The organism is Microvirgula aerodenitrificans DSM 15089 (assembly GCF_000620105.1).
Lineage (GTDB): Bacteria > Pseudomonadota > Gammaproteobacteria > Burkholderiales > Aquaspirillaceae > Microvirgula > Microvirgula aerodenitrificans.
The window spans coordinates 279,158-295,754 of the sequence record NZ_JHVK01000001.1 but is presented as its reverse complement, the minus strand read 5'-3'; the positions used below and the strand labels follow the sequence as shown (position 1 = coordinate 295,754).

The window sequence follows — 16,597 nt, the reverse complement described above, 5'->3', positions numbered from 1 at the left end:
CCGGCGTTGGCTGGTTAAATAATGATATTAAAATTTTGCATCGACATGACAGAATTTGCATGCGAGGAATTCTGAAAACTGGACGGGGCCGTAAAAAACACATGTTCTAGCGTAGATGACGAACGCAATGAGCTGCCCAATGACCCCCCTTCGCGCAACTGCTGCAGAGATGACATGCCGCTATGGTTTCGTGCTTCCATCAAAAACCAGTTTGATGCCGACTTTGAACCGGCCAGCCCAACCAGGGATTCTGGATTTGAAGCCGTGCGTGTCATCCCTGAAAATCCGCTCATGCCGGAAGAGACAGACCGCCTGGACGAGGTCAACGTACTGCGGCCGCTTTGTGCGGCGAGTGCTTTGGCAACGGTCCTCGCAGTTATTGCCCCCCGTAGTGCAGCCAATTGGCCCAGGACGAGAAATACTACGGACACAATATAAAAGCCGTTGGCAACCCTTATCAGGGTTGCGGACAATGCAGGATTATCATCCTGGGCAAGCGCACCCACAATTTGCAGTACTCCCCCTGACAGCATCAACGCGCCAGAGAGGATTGCAGACCAGAGGACAATTCCGGCCCCCCCGGCAAAGAGCAATATGGTAAACCCCAGAAAAACCATCAGCAAATTACCCAGGCCCAATATCAAATTTTGCCTCACATCAATGTTACTGATATCTGCGTAGCCTGACGGATCGCTTCGGTTGACAGGATCTCCCGAGCAGAATCCATATGGATTGACACCGCCTATTGAAAAAGGGCTGAAAATGTCCTGACTCAGGAAACGCCCATATGCCGGATCGTAGCACCGTACACCATGACCAAGAAGATATAGCTGACAGTGGGGCCCTACCCAGACAATCCGTTCTCCATGCATGCCGATGCAAGGCGGAACGCTGTCGGCCTTGACCACGCTGGATGCTTTCTCTTCCTGAGTGGCGATCCGGTCAGGCTTTTTCCTCTGCGGCGGGCGGGAAAAACGAAAAGGAGGCATCATGTTTCTCCTGGAAAAATATTGGCTGCACCCCTGACTGTGCAAAAAAGCATTGCGTCAAAAATGCATCAGCCCACCCAGCTTTGCATCAAAGAACAGAAGATCAAATCCCCTTGCCGGATCAAATCGGCGGATGCCATACAGAGAACTGGTTCCGAGCGCAATGACTTCTCTGTTCAGTCTTCTCGCCAGGAGTGCAGCATTTGCGTGGGCCCCGTTCTTTGCTGCATGGCAGGACATCAGATAAAGTGGCGTACGGCTTGAGCTCAAACGATAAACCTCCATTCTGGCCAATTCATTAGCCCAGACATTGACCGGCATATACTCCCCACTATATCCCTGCAGAATGCCTGGTCTGCCATGCGTCGCCACCAGAGAACCTTGTTTAAAATCTGTGGCAAACAGAAAATCTATTGCTGGCTTATCACTGGATTTTGGACTGAAATTATTTTTGATATAGCCGCTTGCCACTCCCTTGAGATAATGTCCCCTCAGCTTGGCATAGCTTGCTGCCAGCGGCATGGGCAGCCCCAGCAGAATGGAGGCAATGCTCAGCCCCAGCGTAGTCCACCCCAGTGCACGCGACAGCACTGGATCAGCCTCCTTCACAAGGATGGATACAATTCCGTATACCCCGGCTGTCACGCCCAGCGCCAATGAGCTGACCGCAAGAAACAGTCCGACAGGCAATAACGAAATTGAAAATACGCCAAAGGTGGCCAGACTCAGAACAATACCCAGAACAGCGAGTGCAATACCAAACCAGTCCGCAGCTGAGACATAGCCGGATGGATCACTTCGATTGACGGGATCGCCCAGGCAATAGGCATAGGAATTGGTGCCAGCAATGGAAAATGGGCTGAATGGATCCTGGCTCAGAAAGCGCCCGCACTCTGGATCATAGCTGCGGGCACCATTACCAAGAAAATACAGCTGGCAGCGCTGTCCCACCCAGGTTATTCGCTCGCCGTGCAAGCCCACAGATGTCGTCAGGGCACCTCGAACCGGCGCAGTGCCCTGCCTTGCCTGCGGCAGCAACCGGCCGCCTGAAGTCGGATTGGTAGAGGCAGAAGGCATGATATTTCCATGCTGGAACCGTCAGCACATGATCAGACCAGGCTCGCAAAGAGTGACAGGAAAGTGTGCATGCGATTTTTAATAAGGAAAATCAGAAAACACGCAGCCCGGAAAGAAAGCTGGTGGCACTGTGCAGTGATTACTCTTCTGCTTTATAGGTGAGTTCAACCTGTGGCAGGGGCCAGCCGACGAATGGGGAGCCCGTTACTGAAACGGGCCCCCCCCCCTTTATACCGTCAGCCCCGACTCGACTGCAGTAGCCAGCTTCGCCACATCTTCTTCAGTGATCTGCCAGTGGGTCACGAAACGCATCATCCCGTGTTCCGGCGGATTGGCCCTGATCCCGTGCGCCGTCAGTGCCGCCATCAGCGCCACGGTGTCGACTTCGGGGGCGAGGCGGCACCAGACCATATTGATATCGAGCTGACCGCGCATGACCGAAATACCTGGCAGGGCATCGAGCCTGGCCGCCAGGCGGCGGGCGTTCGCGTGGTCCTGGTCGAGTCGCTGCGTCATGCTGTCCAGCGCAATCAGCCCGGCGGCGGCCAGGATGCCGACCTGACGCAGCCCGCCGCCCATCAGCTTGCGCTTGCGTCGCGCGGCAGTGATGAAATCGCGCGAGCCGGCCAGCATCGAGCCGACCGGCGCCGCCAGCCCCTTGGACAGACAGATCATGACCGAATCGGCATGGGCGGCGACCCGGGCCGCATCGACCCCGAGCGCCGTGGCCGCATTGAACAGCCGCGCGCCGTCCAGATGCACCGGCACGCCGAGGGCATGGGCGTGGGCCGCGATGGCGGCCATATTGTCCAGCGGGATGACGCGTCCGTTCGAGTGGGCGTTTTCCAGACAGACCAGCCCGGTTTTCGGCTCGTGGATATCGTCGGTGCAGCGGAGGCGCGCGGCGACCGCCGCCGGATCGAGTACCCCCTGATCGCTGGCTAGCGTGCGCAGGTTGACACCGGCAATGACCGCGGCAGCGCCGCCCTCGTGCCAGACGATATGGCAGTCATCGCCGAGCACGACTTCGTCGCCGCGCCGGCAGTGGGTGAACAGCGCCAGCTGGTTGCCGAAGGTGCCGGACGGCACGAACAGCGCCGCCTCCTTGCCCAGCCGGGCCGCGACGCGCAACTCCAGCTCGATCACGGTCGGGTCGTCGCCATAGACGTCGTCGCCGACCTCGGCGCGCGCCATCGCGTCGCGCATGGCAGGGGTGGGATGGGTCACGGTGTCACTGCGTACGTCGATCCAGCGCATGGCAATCGGCCTCTTCGGTCAGGAAAGGCATCAGACTAGCATGCGGCCCGGCACCGATCAGCCCGCAGGCCGGACGACATCCCCCTCCCGCGCGCCGGGTCCCCCGGCCATCGTCGTCTCAGGCCGGGCTGTCGGTCCGCCGGTCAGCGAACGGCGGCAGGCGCCGACTGATGGCAAAGCTGATGCCGGCGATCAGTACGCAGCCGGCAAAGGCAAGATGGATGCCACTGACCAGCCCGAGCCGCGCCTGTTCGACCAGTGTGGCGGCATCGAACCCGCCCGCATGCGACAGCGCAGACAGCGTCTGCAGGTCCTGGGCCCGCACCAGCAGTTGCGGGCTGTCGAACAGCTGCGTCACGCGCGCATCGGTGACCCCGCTGCCGGCCAGTGCCGCCCCGATCTCATGCCCGTAGCGCACATTGACCAGCATCCCGGCCAGGCTGGCGCCAAACATGCTGCCCAGCGTGCGGTTGGTCTGGATCAGCGCCGAGGCAATGCCGGTATCCTGCCGCGTCACGGCCGACTGGACCTGCAGCGTCAGGTTCGGCAGCTGAAAGCCCAGACTCAGCCCGCACAGGCTGAATACCAGCGCCAGCCATGCGACCGGCGAGTCATGCTCGAGCGTCACCAGCAGCGCGCAACCGGCCATCAGACCGAGCAGCCCCCACGAAATCAGTTTTTCCGGATGCGCCAGCCGCGGCATCAGCCGGCCGTTGATGATGCTGCCGATGGTCACGCACACCAGCAGCGGCGTGACCAGCAGACCGGCCATTTTCGGCGAGAAGCCAAAGCCGCCCTGCAGCAGCAGTGGGGCATAGAACACCAGCACGAACATCGCCAGCCCGGTCAGCGCGCTGATCACGCACAACTGGCGCACGGCCGGGGTGGAGAACAGGTGAGCGGGAATCACCGGCGCACGGCTGCGACGCTGGTGGCGGACGAAGACCGTGCACAGCACGATGGCCGCAACCACGATGGCCCAGTACAGCGGGTTGCCGAAGCCCAGCGTCGCCCCCTGCTCCGAGGCCAGCAGCAGCCCGCACATCGACAGTGTCAGCAGCAGCGCACCGCCCCAGTCGATACCGGCATCGTCAGCACGCCGATGGACGATATGCGGCAGAAAGATCCACACCACGGGCAGCGCCAGCAGCGCGACCGGCAGGTTCACGTAGAACACACTGCGCCAGCCAAGGTGCTCGGTCAGCCAGCCGCCCAGTACCGGCCCCATTGCCGTGGCAATGCCGAAGCTCGCCGACAGCATGGCCTGCCAGCGCACCCGCTCCAGCGGCTCGGGAAACAGGTCGCTGACGCAGGCGAAGGCGGTACCGGCCAGCATGCCGCCGCCAATCCCCTGCAAGCCACGCGCCAGCACCAGCTGCAGCATGCTGTCGGCCATGCCGCACAGTGCGGAAGCCAGGGTGAACAGCACGATCGCTGCCAGCACCAGCCCCTTGCGGCCGTGCAGGTCGCCCAGCCGGCCGGCAATCGGAATCATCACTGCCGTGGTCAGCAGATAGGCAGACGCCACCCACTGGTACAGCGCGAAGCCCTGCAGCTCGGCCACCACGCGCGGCAGGGCGGTGCCGACCACGGTCTGGTCGAGTGCAATCAGCAACATGACCAGGCAGATACCCAGCATGGCCGCTACCGACTGCGAGCGGCTGCGCACCGGACTGGCACTCATGATTCACCTCGTGCCGCCTGGCCGGTTTCGAATACCTGCTGCAGGATATCGAGCGCATCGTGAACGGTGTCGCGCGCCGTCGGCGGCACGCGATCGAGCAGGGCGCCGGCATGACGGTCGAGCTCGGCATTGATCCGCGCCGCCTGCTCCTGGCCGGCCGGGGTCAGCGTCAGCAGCACGCCACGGCGGTCGGTCTCGCTCGGCTGGCGTTCGACCCAGCCCTGGGCCACCAGCCGGTCCACCGCCCGGCTGATCCAGCTTTTTTCCCACGCGCCAATCCGGCACAGCGCCGCCTGCGAAATCGGCCCATGGCGATACAGCCACGACAGCATGCGGCTCTGCGCCGGCTGGCCGAACGTCGACAACGCCTGTTTCTGTTCATTGATGAAAAAACGCATGACATTGCGCAACTGGGCAATCTGCCTGTCGTCAGCCATCCGGCTTCTCCCGACGGAACCAAGAATGACTGCAATGTAGCCGTAAAAGTTGTCTTTAGCAACAATAACGCCAGTAATCGATGCCACGACGCCGACGGGCGGCGCGTATAATTGCCGGATTCTCACCGCCGATGCCGCCATGACCCCCGCCCTTCCCCACGACGAATTTTTCATGCGCCAGGCGCTTGAACTGGCGATGGAAGCGGCTGCACGGGGCGAAGTGCCGATCGGCGCCGTCGTAGTGCTCGACGGCAAGGTGATCGGTCGCGGCTCCAACGCGCCGATCGGCAACAGCGACCCGACCGCACACGCCGAAATCGTCGCCCTGCGCGCGGCCGGCGAGCGGCTGGGCAACTACCGCCTGCCCGGCGCCGAGCTGTACGTGACGCTGGAACCGTGCGTGATGTGCACCGGCGCGATCCAGCATGCGCGGATCGCGCGGGTGATTTTCGGTGCCCGCGACCCGAAAACCGGCGCGGCCGGCAGCGTGGTCGACCTGTTTGCCGAACCCCTGCTGAACCACCATGCGGACGTCACCAGCGGCGTACTGGCCCAGACCTGCGCCGACATGCTGTCCGATTTTTTCCGTTCCCGGCGCGCGGCCCAGAAGGCGGCGCGGAGTGCCCATGCAGATTCGCATTGTTCTTGCCGACCAGACCCTGACCTTGCTTGACGACGCGGGCGCACTGGTGCGCCGCTATCCGGTCTCCACCGCTGCGCGCGGCGCCGGCGAGCAGTCCGGCAGCTTCCAGACCCCGCGCGGCCGCCACCTGATCCGCGCCCGGATCGGCGCCGGCCAGCCGGCAGGCGCCGTGTTCAGGGCGCGCCGACCGACCGGGGAGATCTGCGATGCCGCCAGTTATGCCGCCAATCCGGACCGCGACTGGATCCTGACCCGCATCCTGTGGCTGTCCGGCTGCGAACCGGGTCGCAACCGGCTCGGCAAGGTCGACACCATGCGCCGCTATGTCTATATCCACGGAACCCCCGACGAGGTCGATATCGGCAAGCCGGGCTCGCACGGCTGCGTGCGCATGCGCAACCATGACCTGATCGACCTGTTCGACCGCGTACCGGTCGGCACACCGGTGGAAATCATCGAATGAATGCCGGTCTGCCGCTGGCTGCCGCCCTGCTCCTGGCCGCCGCCCTCGCCCAGGCGGCACCGGCCGATTTTGTCGATGCACAGCAACGCGTACCGTTGCTGGCTCACGCGACCAATCCGCGCAGCCCGGACAAACCGTGGCTGCGGGTTGACGTCGCCGGCCAGTGGCTGACCCTGTACGACGCCGACGGTACGCCGCGTCGCCACTACCGTGTCTCCACGGCCAGCAATGGCGTGGGCGAAACCGAAGGCAGTTACCAGACGCCGCGCGGCTGGCACGTGGTCTGCGACAAGATCGGCGACGACGCACCGGCGGACACCATCATCTATCGCCAGCAGGTCACCGACTGGCGCTACACACCGGCGCTGCATGCACAGTATCCGGACAAGGACTGGATCCTGACCCGCATCCTGTGGCTGTGCGGCGTCGAACCGGGCCGCAATCAGGGGGAGCGCGACGACGGCACCGTGGTCGACAGCTACCGCCGCTTCATCTACATCCATGGTGCCGGCGATCATGTACCGTGGGGAACGCCAAGCTCGAAAGGCTGCGTGCGCATGTCCAGCCCGGACGTGATCGACCTGTACCGCATCGCCCGCCCCGGCCTGGAAGTCCTGATCGATGCCCCGCACGACCCGGCGCCCCTGTCCGCTGGCGCGCCTTCTTCCGACCCGCTGCACCAGGACCCCTGACAATGGAATTGTCCCTGACCACCCCGGCACTGCTGTTCCCGGCCCTGTCCCTGCTGCTGCTCGCCTACACCAACCGCTTTCTGAGCCTGTCGGCGGTGATCCGCAACCTGTACGACCGTCACCGGGAAAAGCCCGATCCGCGCCACCTGCGCCAGCTCGACAACCTGCGCCGCCGCGTCGAACTGATCCGGCAGATGCAGACCGCCGGCACGCTGAGCATTCTGCTGACCTCGGTCAGCATGACCTTCCTGTTCTTCGGCCTGCACCTGGCCGGCCTGATCGCCTTCGGCATCTCGCTGGTGCTGATGTGCGTCTCGCTGGCGCTGTCGGTCATGGAACTGGCGATTTCCGGCGATGCGCTGACCATCCTGCTCGCCGACCTCGAACAGATCAGCGGCGAGGACAAACCGAAACCGCGCCGCTGGCTGCGCCGGCCGTAGGAACGGCCCCCCGGTCTTATTCCTTGCGTGCAGCCCCCAGCCGGGTTTGCGAAAAACGGTTTACCTGCGTCCTGAAATGCCGATAGGAGTCCAGCCCTTTCACAGGGCCATTCGGGTCAAGATCAAAGGTCAGCCGTGCCCGCATGTCAGCAAAACGCCCCTTGAATTTTTTCAGCCGGCTGCCTTGTGTCTGGCTGGCCTCGCAAAGCGCCTCACACAGCAACTGCTTGCTGTCCCGGACTTTCTCCAGTCTTGAAATACCGGGGATACACTCAAGGCTTCCCTTGTAGCCACTATTGCCAGCAACTCTCTTGATGGCTTCCGCATCTGCCAGCAACCAGGTTTCCAGCATCGTAACCGGGATAACAGGGATAATCCGTTCAGCCGCCAAGATACCGAGCGCGGCACGCCATACTTCCTGCTCACGAGTCTCAACACCGACATTATCAGCATCACGGTGAACAAATATCACATCACTATTCGGATAGTGCCTTGCCAATGCCATAAGTTTTTCTCTGACAGAACGACCAACAGCGGGGCTGAACAGGCTGAGATCGGGTGCTTCACCACGCACCTCAGTGAAACCTTCTTCAATTAATACGCTTCCAATATGTTCAACCAGACGCAGATCGGAGCTGCCCTCTCCGGTAAGAATGAAGCTTAATTTCATATTTTCGCCCCTGTATTCAGTGTTCGAAATCCATCGATATCTGGCTGTCAGGCGGAAGCGCCAGGTACGCAATAATGGATCCCTTGTCTATGCATTCCTCCCCTGATTTGCAGCGCCAGCTTTCTCGCAAGCTTTTACAACGGATAGTGGATGCAGGCTTGCCATCCGGCCCCCTTACCTTGACCGCATCGGCATAAATCAGGTCATCCGGCGTTTCCAGTTTGACCAGGACCGGAGAGTGTGTGGCGATAAGAATCTGCCGCATGGGGTTGTCTTCGCCCGCAGCCAGATCGGGGTCAACCGCCAACTCTTTCAACAGTGCCAGCATTGCGCTCATTTTGGCCGGATGAATACCGTTTTCAGGCTCCTCAAAGCAAAGCAGCCCACTGAAATCCGGGTCTTCTGCCATGATGCACAGGGCCAGAAAACGCAGCGTGCCATCGGAAAGAGCACGAGCGGGCAGGAATGCGCCGGCTCGTTCCTTGACCTCCAGCGTCAGCAATTGCCTTACCGGATCCATATCCACCCGGACATCGGAGGTTGGCACAATCTCCGACAGCCTGCTGGCAATACGGGAATATACGTTTTCGTCTCGCCGATGCAGCTTGTACAGCGCCGCCGCCAGTTTGCCGCCATCGGCACCGACACTACCGTTCTCGTGGATTTTGTTCGAGCGGCGCATTGCACTGGGTTCCAGCGACAGAAACCGCCACGACTGCATCTCTCGGCGAGCCGCGAGGATCGTTGGCCAGACAGCACTATTGGTATTGGCAATCACTGTTTTCGGAATATGGCGTGCAGGGATTTTTTGTGGCTGACCACTACTGCCACCATCCTGGTGCAAATGAATCTCGATGATTCCATCATCCATCACCTGCGTTGAAATATAGCCTGCACCTTTTCGCTTGTTGACCACGGCCTGATCGCGAAACCGGGTAGCGCTCAATGGGAAGTGCAGGTGATTTACCGCTTCACCCTTGTTGATATAGCTCAGCGTCTCGCGGGCAAGATAAAGGCCAAAGGAGCCATTTGCCTCCTCCTGCAAGTCTCTGGCGAGCTCTACTTCATAGCGGAGAAAGGTAGAAGTCGCAATGGCCTTTCTTCCGAAGTCATCGATGATATCCAGCGGCACAAGCATCTCTGCTGCTAATACCAGGCGCTCTGCCCGGTAATCTCCATTGGTCCAGAAAATATCCAGAGGATCGGTCGACTCGGAGTCCCGTACCGCCAATGCGGCCTCAACAATAGATTTATCACTTAATAGGGAAAGGAACTTTATGGCATCGAAAATATTCGATTTTCCCACCCCGTTCAGCCCGGCGATACAATTGAATGGCCCCAGGGATACGGAAAAATCCAGAAGATTTTTGAAGCCATGGGCTTCGAGCTTGGTGAGCATGAGCGTTCTCTGTCATCGAACTGATGGTCAGAACTGTAACAGAGTCTGCCAGTCATGACGGCTGCAGCAGGAAGGTGCAAATGGGGACATGTGGCATCAAGCACACAAAAAAAGGCACCGTCCGAAGACGGTGCGAACCCATGGAGGAATGCCGATGAGGACATTACCGGTGTGGGCTACCTGCCCACCGAGGTTTGACTAGGGCTGACGCGAGGGTAACGCGGGCTTTTCGTCGAAAATCGTTTGCTGCGCCGGTGTCAGCTGGGTGTACAGCGCGGTGACAACCGGTTTCATGGCTTCGAGGTGCCTGACCTGCGTGCGGGCCATTTCAATATGGCGTTCGACACGTTCAGGCGCGGTGGCCGGCGGGTGACGGCGGTTCGCTTCAGCGAGTTCGCGCATCTGGCGCTGCTGCTGCTCACGGAGCGCGCGGTAACGTTGCCAGGCCGGCTCCTGCTTCCCGGTGAGCTCGAGTCTGGACTGGAGCGTTTCAAGTTGCCGTTCCCCCTCTTCCATCGACAATGGGCCGGCCCGCATGACTTGTGCTGCCGGCGGGACGCCGTCGGTCACTGGCGCGGCGACGACAGCGCCCGAAAAAAGAGACACTCCCAGCAGCATGGCGGACGCCGTAGCGCGTACAGGTGTTCGCATGGCGTGTTCTCCGTTTCTTGGTGAATTATCAGGAGACCCCGGTGGGGAAGTGAAATTCATCATAGGCGGTCCTGGTAACGATCATGTGTCCGCCCGGCGCCAATTGTTAACAAACATTGCGTTCTCCCCAGTCTCGCTGGGCAAGCGGGTGGACATCCTGTGGATATCTGGCCACGACACTGATCAAGTCTTTATTTTTAAACGATATCCGTGAAATTGCTCATTTTTTCAGCTAAACGGCCATCAACAGGCCACAATAAAAAACGGGCCCTTTCCAGGACCCGTTTTTTACTGGCGGATGTTCAGTGCCCTATCGGCCTCACCGTCACGTCAACGTGTGCAGGCGCCCCCTGCGTCAGCACCGGATACGCATCGGCAGTCAGCATCAGCAGCCGGCCGTCACGGTCGGTAATGCGGGCCGACACCTGATAACGGGCGTGCCTGCTCACCTTGTCCGCATCCGTGCACAGCTCGAAGGCGTGCGGCAGTGTGCGTTCGCCGCCCAGTCCGGTGTACTGCTCGGCCAGCACGGTCGCCGGCGCATCGGCCAGCGACGTGTCCAGCAGCTGGACGCGCAGCAGCGCACCCGGCGGCAGGGCAGCAGCGCCGGCGGGCAGCAGCACCCTGCCGCTCACCGTGACCTGGGCCGGAGCGACAGCAGCAGGCCGCGCCAGCGGCGGCGCGGCGCAGGCGGCAAGCCCGGCCGCCATCACCAGCGCCAGCACAACCGGGCGGATTCTGCTCAACGTGCCGGTTCCAGCATCACGCCATTGCCCTTGTCCGGCGTCCATTGCCCTTCGACCCGCCAGCTGTCGGCCGGGTCCTGCAGGCGCACGTACCAGTGCTTGGATGCCACCGTCAGCTTGACCTCACCGATATAGCTGCCCGCTCCCTCGCGCTTCAGCGTTGCGGTCACGTCATGACCGGCGATGGTCGGATGCTGGAATGACAGCGTCAGCGTGTCCGGCAGCGGCTGGCTGCCCTGCTGGCGCAGCAGCACGCGCACCGCACCGCCCTGATCGGCAAACAGCATCTGCGCGCTCAGTCCGCGCTGTGCGGCGGCGGCATCGCGCCCGAGGTCCTCGTTGATCTCGTTGCCGCGCTTGTAGTAGTCGTCGTTGACCAGCGGATCATTGGTCTGGACGGCAATCACCAGCGTCGCAATCCCGGCAACGACCACGATGGCCGGTCCGAGCATCAGCAGCCACGGCCAGCGCTGCTTGTACCACGGGGGGGTCAGGGTGGTGCTCATGCGGATTCTCCGTTTGCAGTCGGCCGGGCTCACGCCCGGCCATGGATCATTGTCATTCGCCGATGAAGCTCGACTTTTCCGACAGCGAGATGCTGCCGCCGTCGACCGAGGTCGCGGTGAAGTGGATCGGATGGCTGCCGCTGGTCGCCGCTTCCGGGTCCACCTGTGCATGCACGGTAATCACTTCGTTGCCGGTCGGACCGATCGTGACCACCGGGGTGTCGGTCACCAGCTTGATGCCTTCCAGCCCGTCGACGCCCAGCCGGACCTGCTGCGGCTTCTCGGACAGGTTGATCAGACGCAGGTTGTAGGTATTCTCCAGCATCCCTTCATCGGTTTCACGCACCAGTGACGCACGGTCGCGAACGATATCGAGCCGCATCGGCTGGCGCATGACCAGCGAAGTCATCGCCACCCCGAGCACGGTCAGCAGCACCACGGCGTACATGACCACGCGCGGCCGCTTGAGCCGGGTCAGGATCGCGCTTTCCGGGTACTTCTTCTCCAGCGCGCTCTCGGTGGTGTAGCGGATCAGCCCGCGCGGATAGCCCATCTTGTCCATCACGTCGTCGCAGGCATCGATACAGGCGGCGCAACCGATGCACTCGTATTGCAGCCCGTCGCGGATATCGATGCCGGTCGGACAGACCTGGACGCAGATGCCGCAGTTCACGCAGTCGCCCTTGCCGGCCGCGTGGGCATCGACGCCCTTCTTGCGTGCGCCGCGCGGTTCGCCACGTTCGGCGTCATAGGAAATGATCAGCGTATCGGCATCGAACATCACACTCTGGAAGCGGGCGTACGGGCACATGTACTTGCAGACCTGTTCGCGCAGCATGCCGGCAAACAGATAGGTGGCGCCGGCATAGAAGAACACCCAGAACGCTTCCCAGCCCGCCACGTTCAGCGACACCAGATCGCCGAACACGCTGCGGATCGGCAGGAAATAGCCGACCAGGGTAATGCCCGACAGCAGCGACACGGCAATCCACAGCGCATGCTTGACCGTTTTCTTGCCGATCTTGGTCGCAGTCAGCGGGCCCTTGTCGAGCTTGATCCGCTTGTTGCGATCGCCTTCGACCAGGTTCTCGATCCACATCATGATTTCGGTGTAGACCGTCTGCGGACAGGCATAGCCGCACCACAGCCGCCCGGCGATGGTGGTCCAGACAAACAGGCCGAATGCACAGCTGATCAGCAGCGCGGCCAGATAGATGAAGTCCTGCGGGAACAGCGTCAGACCGAACAGATAGAACTTGCGGTTCATCAGGTCGAACAGCACGGCCGGCCGATCGTTCCAGGTCAGCCACGGCAGACCGAAATACACCAGCTGGGTCAGCACGACCAGCGCGATGCGCCAGTTGGCGAACACGCCCCAGGCCTGGCGCGCATAGATCTTCTTGTGGCTTTCGTACAGCGAGATCGGCTGGATCTCGACCACTTTTCTGGGTTTGTTGTCGGGGTCTTGCTGCTGCGGGTCACTCATTTCGGCAGTTCCCTTTACGGAGGATTCGACGGAAACCGCGCAAGCGGTCTCGATCCAGTCCTCCCGATGATGCGCATTACACATTACAGGAGACGGAAACGATCACGGCACCGGCCGGACCGCTTCCACAAGCGTCACTGCCCGCACGGGGCGGGCAGCGATTCACACTTACAGCGTACCGTCAGACGACCAGTTTACTGCTGGGCGGCTGCTTTGGCAGGCTTGTTCGACAGGCCCCAGACATAGGAGGCCAGCAGGTGCACCTTGCCGTCGCCGAGGAAGTCCTTCCACGCCGGCATCTGGTTGCTGCGACCATTGGTAATGGTCTCGACGATGGTCTTTTCGGTACCACCGTACAGCCAGATATTGTCGGTCAGGTTCGGCGCGCCGATATCCTTGTTGCCCTTGCCGTCCGGACCGTGGCAGGTCGCGCAGATGGCCTTGAACGTGTCGGCACCGCGGGTGGCGCGTTCGGCATTGTGCTTCTTGCCGGACAGCGACATCACGTAGTTGGCCACGTCCTTGACCTTTTCCTCGCCGAATGCAGCGCCGAACGGCGGCATCTGGCCATGGCGACCGTTGAGGATGGTTTCCTGGATTTTCTCAGGCGAGCCACCGTACAGCCAGTCGTTGTCGGTCAGGTTCGGGAAACCCTTCGCACCGCGGGCATCGGAGCCGTGGCACTGGACACAGTAGGTCTGGAACAGGCGATAGCCCATTTCCTGTGCCTTCTGGTCGCCGGCGACGGTCGGGATGTCCTGCTTCAGGAAGGCGTCATACAGCGGCTGGTACTTGGCTTCCGCCGCGGCGCGTTCCGCCGTGTACTCGCCAACCGACGTCCAGTTGCGGATGCCCTTGAACGAGCCCATGCCCGGATACAGCACCAGGTAGGCAACGCCGAACACCAGCGTGAGCGTGAACATCCACATCCACCATTTCGGCAGCGGGTTGTTGTACTCGGCCAGATCACCGTCCCAGACGTGGCCCGTGGTCTTAACCTCGGTCCCCGACTCGACTTTCAGTCTGTTCTGCGAGAACAGCAGATAGGTCAGACCGACAATCCCGACGACGACGACGCCGGAGATCCAGTAGCTCCAGAAATCGCTTACGAAATCACTCATTATTTTGCTCCGTTGTGGCCCGGGGTCGACAGGCGACCCAGGCCGGACCGCGCAGCATTATCGTTGTCATCGTCGGCAAACGGCAGGTTCGCCGCCTCCTCGAAGCTTTTCTTCGCCGCCCTGCCACCAAAGGCCCAGATCAGGATCAGGATGAAGCTGGCAAATGCGGCAACGGTGACGATGATGTGAATCAGCGTGGCGGTATCTAGCATATCGATTGCTCTCAGCGGGTGTTTTTCAGCGCGAGACCGAGGCCTTGCAGGTAAGTGACCAGGGCGTCCATTTCCGACTTCCCTTCCACTTCGCTCTTGGCCTTGGCGATCTCTTCATCCGAATACGGCACACCGACCAGGCGCAGGGCGCGCATCTTGGCCTGGACGCTGTCCGCGTCAGCCAGGTTGCGGGCCAGCCACGGGAACGCCGGCATGTTCGATTCGCTGACCACGTCACGCGGATTGATCAGGTGGACGCGGTGCCATTCATCCGAATAGCGGCCGCCGACACGGGCCAGATCCGGACCGGTACGCTTCGAACCCCACAGGAACGGGTGATCGTAGACCGACTCCCCCGCCACCGAGTAGTGACCGTAACGCTCGGTTTCCGCACGGAACGGACGGATCATCTGCGAGTGGCAGTTGTAGCAGCCTTCGCGGATGTAGATGTCGCGACCGGTCAGTTGCAGTGCCGTGAACGGCTTGACACCGGCAACCGGCTGCGTGGTCGAGCGCTGGAACATCAGCGGCAGGATTTCAGCCAGCATCGCCACGCTGACCACGAGCAGGGTAAACACGATCAGATAGCCGACATGCTCTTCGACCAGTTTTTGGATTCTTTCCATTTGCGTCTCTCTCGTCAGCTATATCAGGCGTGTGCGGCAACGGCCGGGATACGGGCGTCGACAGCACGGCCCATCGTGACGGTGCGGAACACGTTGTAAGCCATGACCAGCATGCCGACCAGATACAGCAGGCCACCGATCAGACGAACGAAGTGGTACGGATAGGTTGCCTTGACCACTTCGGCGAACGCGTAGGTCAGCGTGCCGTCCGGGTTCAGGGCGCGCCACATCAGACCCTGGGTCACACCGGCGATCCACAGCGCGGCGATGTACAGCACGACGCCCAGCGTGGCCAGCCAGAAGTGAACTTCGATCAGCTTGGTCGAGAACATCTGTTCACGGTTGAACAGGCGCGGGATCAGGTAGTACAGCGAACCCATGGTGATGAAGCCAACCCAGCCCAGCGCACCGGAGTGAACGTGACCAATGGTCCAGTCGGTGTAGTGCGACAGCGCGTTGACGGTCTTGATGGCCATCATCGGGCCTTCGAAGGTCGACATGCCGTAGAACGACAGCGACACCACGAGGAACTTCAGGATCGGGTCGGTACGCAGTTTGTGCCATGCGCCGGACAGGGTCATGATGCCGTTGATCATGCCGCCCCAGCTCGGTGCCAGCAGAATCAGCGAGAACACCATGCCGAGCGACTGGGTCCAGTCAGGCAGCGCGGTGTAGTGCAGATGGTGAGGACCCGCCCACATGTAGGTGAAGATCAGCGCCCAGAAGTGGACCACCGACAGGCGGTACGAGTAGACCGGACGACCGGCCTGCTTCGGGACGAAGTAGTACATCATGCCGAGGAAGCCGGCGGTCAGGAAGAAGCCGACCGCGTTGTGGCCGTACCACCACTGCACCATCGCATCGACGGCACCGGCGTAAGCCGAGTAGGACTTCCACATCGACACCGGGATGAAGGCACTATTGACCACGTGCAGCAGGGCCACGGCGAGAATGAACGCACCGTAGAACCAGTTGGCGACGTAGATGTGCTTGACCTTGCGCTTGGCGATGGTGCCGAAGAACACGACCGCGTAGGCGACCCAGACAATGGTCAGCAGTACCTTGATCGGCCATTCCATCTCGGCATATTCCTTGTTGAAGGAAAGGCCAAGCGGGTAGGTGATCACGCACAGGACGATGACTGCCTGGTAACCCCAGAAGGTAAAGGCGGCCAGTGCATCAGAGAAGATGCGGGTCTGACAGGTGCGCTGCACCACGTAGTAGCTGGTCGCGAAAAGGCCACAGCCGCCAAATGCGAAAATCACACCGCTGGTATGAAGTGCGCGCAGGCGACCAAAGTGGAAGTACGGTCCGAAGTTCAGATCAGGCCAGACCAGTTGGGCTGCGATCGTCACGCCGACCAGCATACCGATGACACCCCACACGACTGTCATCACGGCAAACTGGCGCACCACCTTATAGTTATAAGTGGATTGCGTCTCCATCGAGGATTCTCCAAGGTTACGAACGAGTCATCCGCAAAAGACCGCCAGACCTT

Annotated in this window: 19 protein-coding genes; 4 read left to right on the top strand and 15 right to left on the bottom strand. The window is 61.2% G+C overall.

Annotation, left to right across the window (positions count from 1 at the left end; genetic code table 11):
- Positions 1-14: 14 nt before the first annotated feature.
- The 5 genes from Q352_RS22570 to Q352_RS19455 form a co-directional block, all read right to left on the bottom strand.
- Positions 15-992: an RHS repeat-associated core domain-containing protein gene (locus tag Q352_RS22570; RefSeq protein ID WP_084299736.1), complete on the bottom strand. Its 978-nt coding sequence runs from the start codon at positions 990-992 to the stop codon at positions 15-17.
- 54 nt (positions 993-1,046) lie between these two features.
- Complete coding sequence (locus Q352_RS22565) at positions 1,047-2,066, bottom strand: RHS repeat-associated core domain-containing protein (protein ID WP_084299734.1); 1,020 nt, start codon at positions 2,064-2,066, stop codon at positions 1,047-1,049.
- Between the two features lie 228 nt (positions 2,067-2,294).
- Positions 2,295-3,323 carry a threonine aldolase family protein gene (locus tag Q352_RS0101405; RefSeq protein ID WP_028497777.1) on the bottom strand — a complete coding sequence of 343 codons (1,029 nt, stop codon included), beginning with the start codon at positions 3,321-3,323 and terminating at the stop codon, positions 2,295-2,297.
- Positions 3,324-3,441: 118 nt separating this feature from the next.
- Positions 3,442-5,007 (bottom strand): MDR family MFS transporter, encoded by a 1,566-nt coding sequence (locus Q352_RS0101400; RefSeq protein ID WP_028497776.1) that lies wholly within the window; start codon positions 5,005-5,007, stop codon positions 3,442-3,444.
- Positions 5,004-5,444 carry a MarR family winged helix-turn-helix transcriptional regulator gene (locus Q352_RS19455; RefSeq protein ID WP_051528607.1) on the bottom strand — a complete coding sequence of 147 codons (441 nt, stop codon included), beginning with the start codon at positions 5,442-5,444 and terminating at the stop codon, positions 5,004-5,006. Before Q352_RS19455 ends, Q352_RS0101400 begins: the two co-directional genes overlap by 4 nt.
- Before the next feature lie 139 nt (positions 5,445-5,583).
- On the opposite strand from Q352_RS19455, the gene tadA reads away from it, so the two are divergent.
- From tadA to Q352_RS0101375, 4 genes are read left to right on the top strand one after another with little or no spacing between them, the layout of a single operon-like run.
- Positions 5,584-6,117, top strand: a complete 534-nt coding sequence (gene tadA / locus Q352_RS19450) for a tRNA adenosine(34) deaminase TadA (protein WP_051528606.1) — start codon at positions 5,584-5,586, stop codon at positions 6,115-6,117.
- Entirely contained in the window at positions 6,071-6,550 is a 480-nt protein-coding gene (locus Q352_RS0101385) for a L,D-transpeptidase (RefSeq protein ID WP_028497774.1), read from the top strand. The genes tadA and Q352_RS0101385 overlap by 47 nt, the downstream gene beginning before the upstream one ends.
- Entirely contained in the window at positions 6,547-7,242 is a 696-nt protein-coding gene (locus Q352_RS19445) for a L,D-transpeptidase (RefSeq protein ID WP_084299730.1), read from the top strand. Before Q352_RS0101385 ends, Q352_RS19445 begins: the two co-directional genes overlap by 4 nt.
- Before the next feature lie 2 nt (positions 7,243-7,244).
- Entirely contained in the window at positions 7,245-7,682 is a 438-nt protein-coding gene (locus Q352_RS0101375) for a DUF2721 domain-containing protein (protein WP_028497773.1), read from the top strand.
- A 16-nt stretch (positions 7,683-7,698) separates the two neighbouring features.
- Here Q352_RS0101375 and Q352_RS19440 read toward each other — a convergent pair whose 3' ends face one another.
- The 10 genes from Q352_RS19440 to ccoN all read right to left on the bottom strand — a co-directional run bounded on the left by Q352_RS19440 (position 7,699) and on the right by ccoN (position 16,544).
- Positions 7,699-8,352 (bottom strand): hypothetical protein, encoded by a 654-nt coding sequence (locus tag Q352_RS19440; RefSeq protein WP_112692125.1) that lies wholly within the window; start codon positions 8,350-8,352, stop codon positions 7,699-7,701.
- A gap of 16 nt (positions 8,353-8,368) precedes the next feature.
- Positions 8,369-9,751, bottom strand: a complete 1,383-nt coding sequence (locus Q352_RS0101365) for an AAA family ATPase (protein WP_028497772.1) — start codon at positions 9,749-9,751, stop codon at positions 8,369-8,371.
- Positions 9,752-9,949: 198 nt separating this feature from the next.
- Positions 9,950-10,369, bottom strand: a complete 420-nt coding sequence (locus Q352_RS0101360; protein ID WP_028497771.1) for a Spy/CpxP family protein refolding chaperone — start codon at positions 10,367-10,369, stop codon at positions 9,950-9,952.
- 335 nt (positions 10,370-10,704) lie between these two features.
- On the bottom strand, positions 10,705-11,148 hold the full coding sequence (locus Q352_RS19435; protein ID WP_051528604.1) for a YbaY family lipoprotein: 444 nt from the start codon (positions 11,146-11,148) through the stop codon (positions 10,705-10,707).
- Positions 11,145-11,654, bottom strand: coding sequence for a FixH family protein (locus Q352_RS0101350; protein WP_051528603.1), 510 nt, complete (start codon positions 11,652-11,654; stop codon positions 11,145-11,147). The genes Q352_RS19435 and Q352_RS0101350 overlap by 4 nt, the downstream gene beginning before the upstream one ends.
- 52 nt (positions 11,655-11,706) lie before the next feature.
- Positions 11,707-13,140: a cytochrome c oxidase accessory protein CcoG gene (gene ccoG, locus Q352_RS0101345; protein WP_028497769.1), complete on the bottom strand. Its 1,434-nt coding sequence runs from the start codon at positions 13,138-13,140 to the stop codon at positions 11,707-11,709.
- A gap of 194 nt (positions 13,141-13,334) precedes the next feature.
- Positions 13,335-14,261, bottom strand: coding sequence for a cytochrome-c oxidase, cbb3-type subunit III (gene ccoP / locus Q352_RS0101340; protein WP_028497768.1), 927 nt, complete (start codon positions 14,259-14,261; stop codon positions 13,335-13,337).
- Positions 14,261-14,473, bottom strand: a complete 213-nt coding sequence (locus tag Q352_RS0101335; protein ID WP_028497767.1) for a cbb3-type cytochrome oxidase subunit 3 — start codon at positions 14,471-14,473, stop codon at positions 14,261-14,263. The genes ccoP and Q352_RS0101335 overlap by 1 nt, the downstream gene beginning before the upstream one ends.
- A gap of 11 nt (positions 14,474-14,484) precedes the next feature.
- Positions 14,485-15,099 carry a cytochrome-c oxidase, cbb3-type subunit II gene (gene ccoO / locus Q352_RS0101330; protein WP_028497766.1) on the bottom strand — a complete coding sequence of 205 codons (615 nt, stop codon included), beginning with the start codon at positions 15,097-15,099 and terminating at the stop codon, positions 14,485-14,487.
- 23 nt (positions 15,100-15,122) lie between these two features.
- Positions 15,123-16,544: a cytochrome-c oxidase, cbb3-type subunit I gene (gene ccoN, locus Q352_RS0101325; protein ID WP_028497765.1), complete on the bottom strand. Its 1,422-nt coding sequence runs from the start codon at positions 16,542-16,544 to the stop codon at positions 15,123-15,125.
- Positions 16,545-16,597 lie beyond the last annotated feature (53 nt).